At 24.7% G+C, this 874-nt stretch carries 1 protein-coding gene; it reads left to right on the top strand.

Going from position 1 to position 874, the window contains the following annotated elements; genetic code table 11:
- The coding region (locus G3997_RS02470; RefSeq protein WP_296647547.1) for a hypothetical protein at window positions 1–874 on the top strand (874 nt) is incomplete at its 5' end.

Below are 874 nucleotides of genomic sequence, written 5' to 3' on the forward strand. Positions count from 1 at the left end.
TTTAGAAAATGGATTAAATGGAATTAATATAAGTGTTCTTGATGGATTAGAGCATTATCATACACCTGATGATAATCCTGAAAATTTAAGTGATAAGTCTATGCAACATTATGGTGATCAGGTTTTACCTATAGTAAAAGAGTTTGTTTCTAATGAAAAATATGCAAATCCAGATGTTTTTGATACTGAAGATGATTCTATATTCTTTACTTTAGGAAGTTCATTTATAAGATATTCAAAGAATACTAACATGGTATTATTAGCATTAATAGCTTTAAGTACAATATTTTTAATTAACAATCTTAATATAAAAGAGCCTAAAAAGATATTTAAGTATATAGGTATAAATTCATTATATACTGTTTGTACTGTTGGATTAGGATATGGATTAAGTAGATTACTAGCTTTAATAAATGGAAGAAAGTTTGAACTTACATATTTACCTTTAATTAAGTTTGAAGATGCTATATTTATAGGTGTAATGATAGCTTTATTTGTAGGATATTTCTTAATAACAAAGAAGTTTACAAAAAACTTTAAAGAAAAAGATGAATTTACTATAAGTTCATTAATAGGATTATTCATATTATCTTTAGTTTTAACTTTTATATTACCAGGTGCTAGTTATTTAACAGTATTCCCAGCTATAATCTTATGTTTAGCATTATTTATAAAGATATACTTATCTGATGTTAGAAATATAGAATACATAATGTTAGTTCCAATAGCTTTAATAGTTATGTTATATGTGCCTACTATATATCTATTTAATTGTGCGTTAACTATGGGAGCACTTTGTGTATGTGTATTCTTTGCAATGCTAGCATATACTGCGATTATGGTAGGTTTAGTAAATATGAAAGAATTATTTTAA

The sequence above is a fragment of the Romboutsia sp. 13368 genome, from assembly GCF_018336475.1.
Lineage (GTDB): Bacteria > Bacillota > Clostridia > Peptostreptococcales > Peptostreptococcaceae > Romboutsia.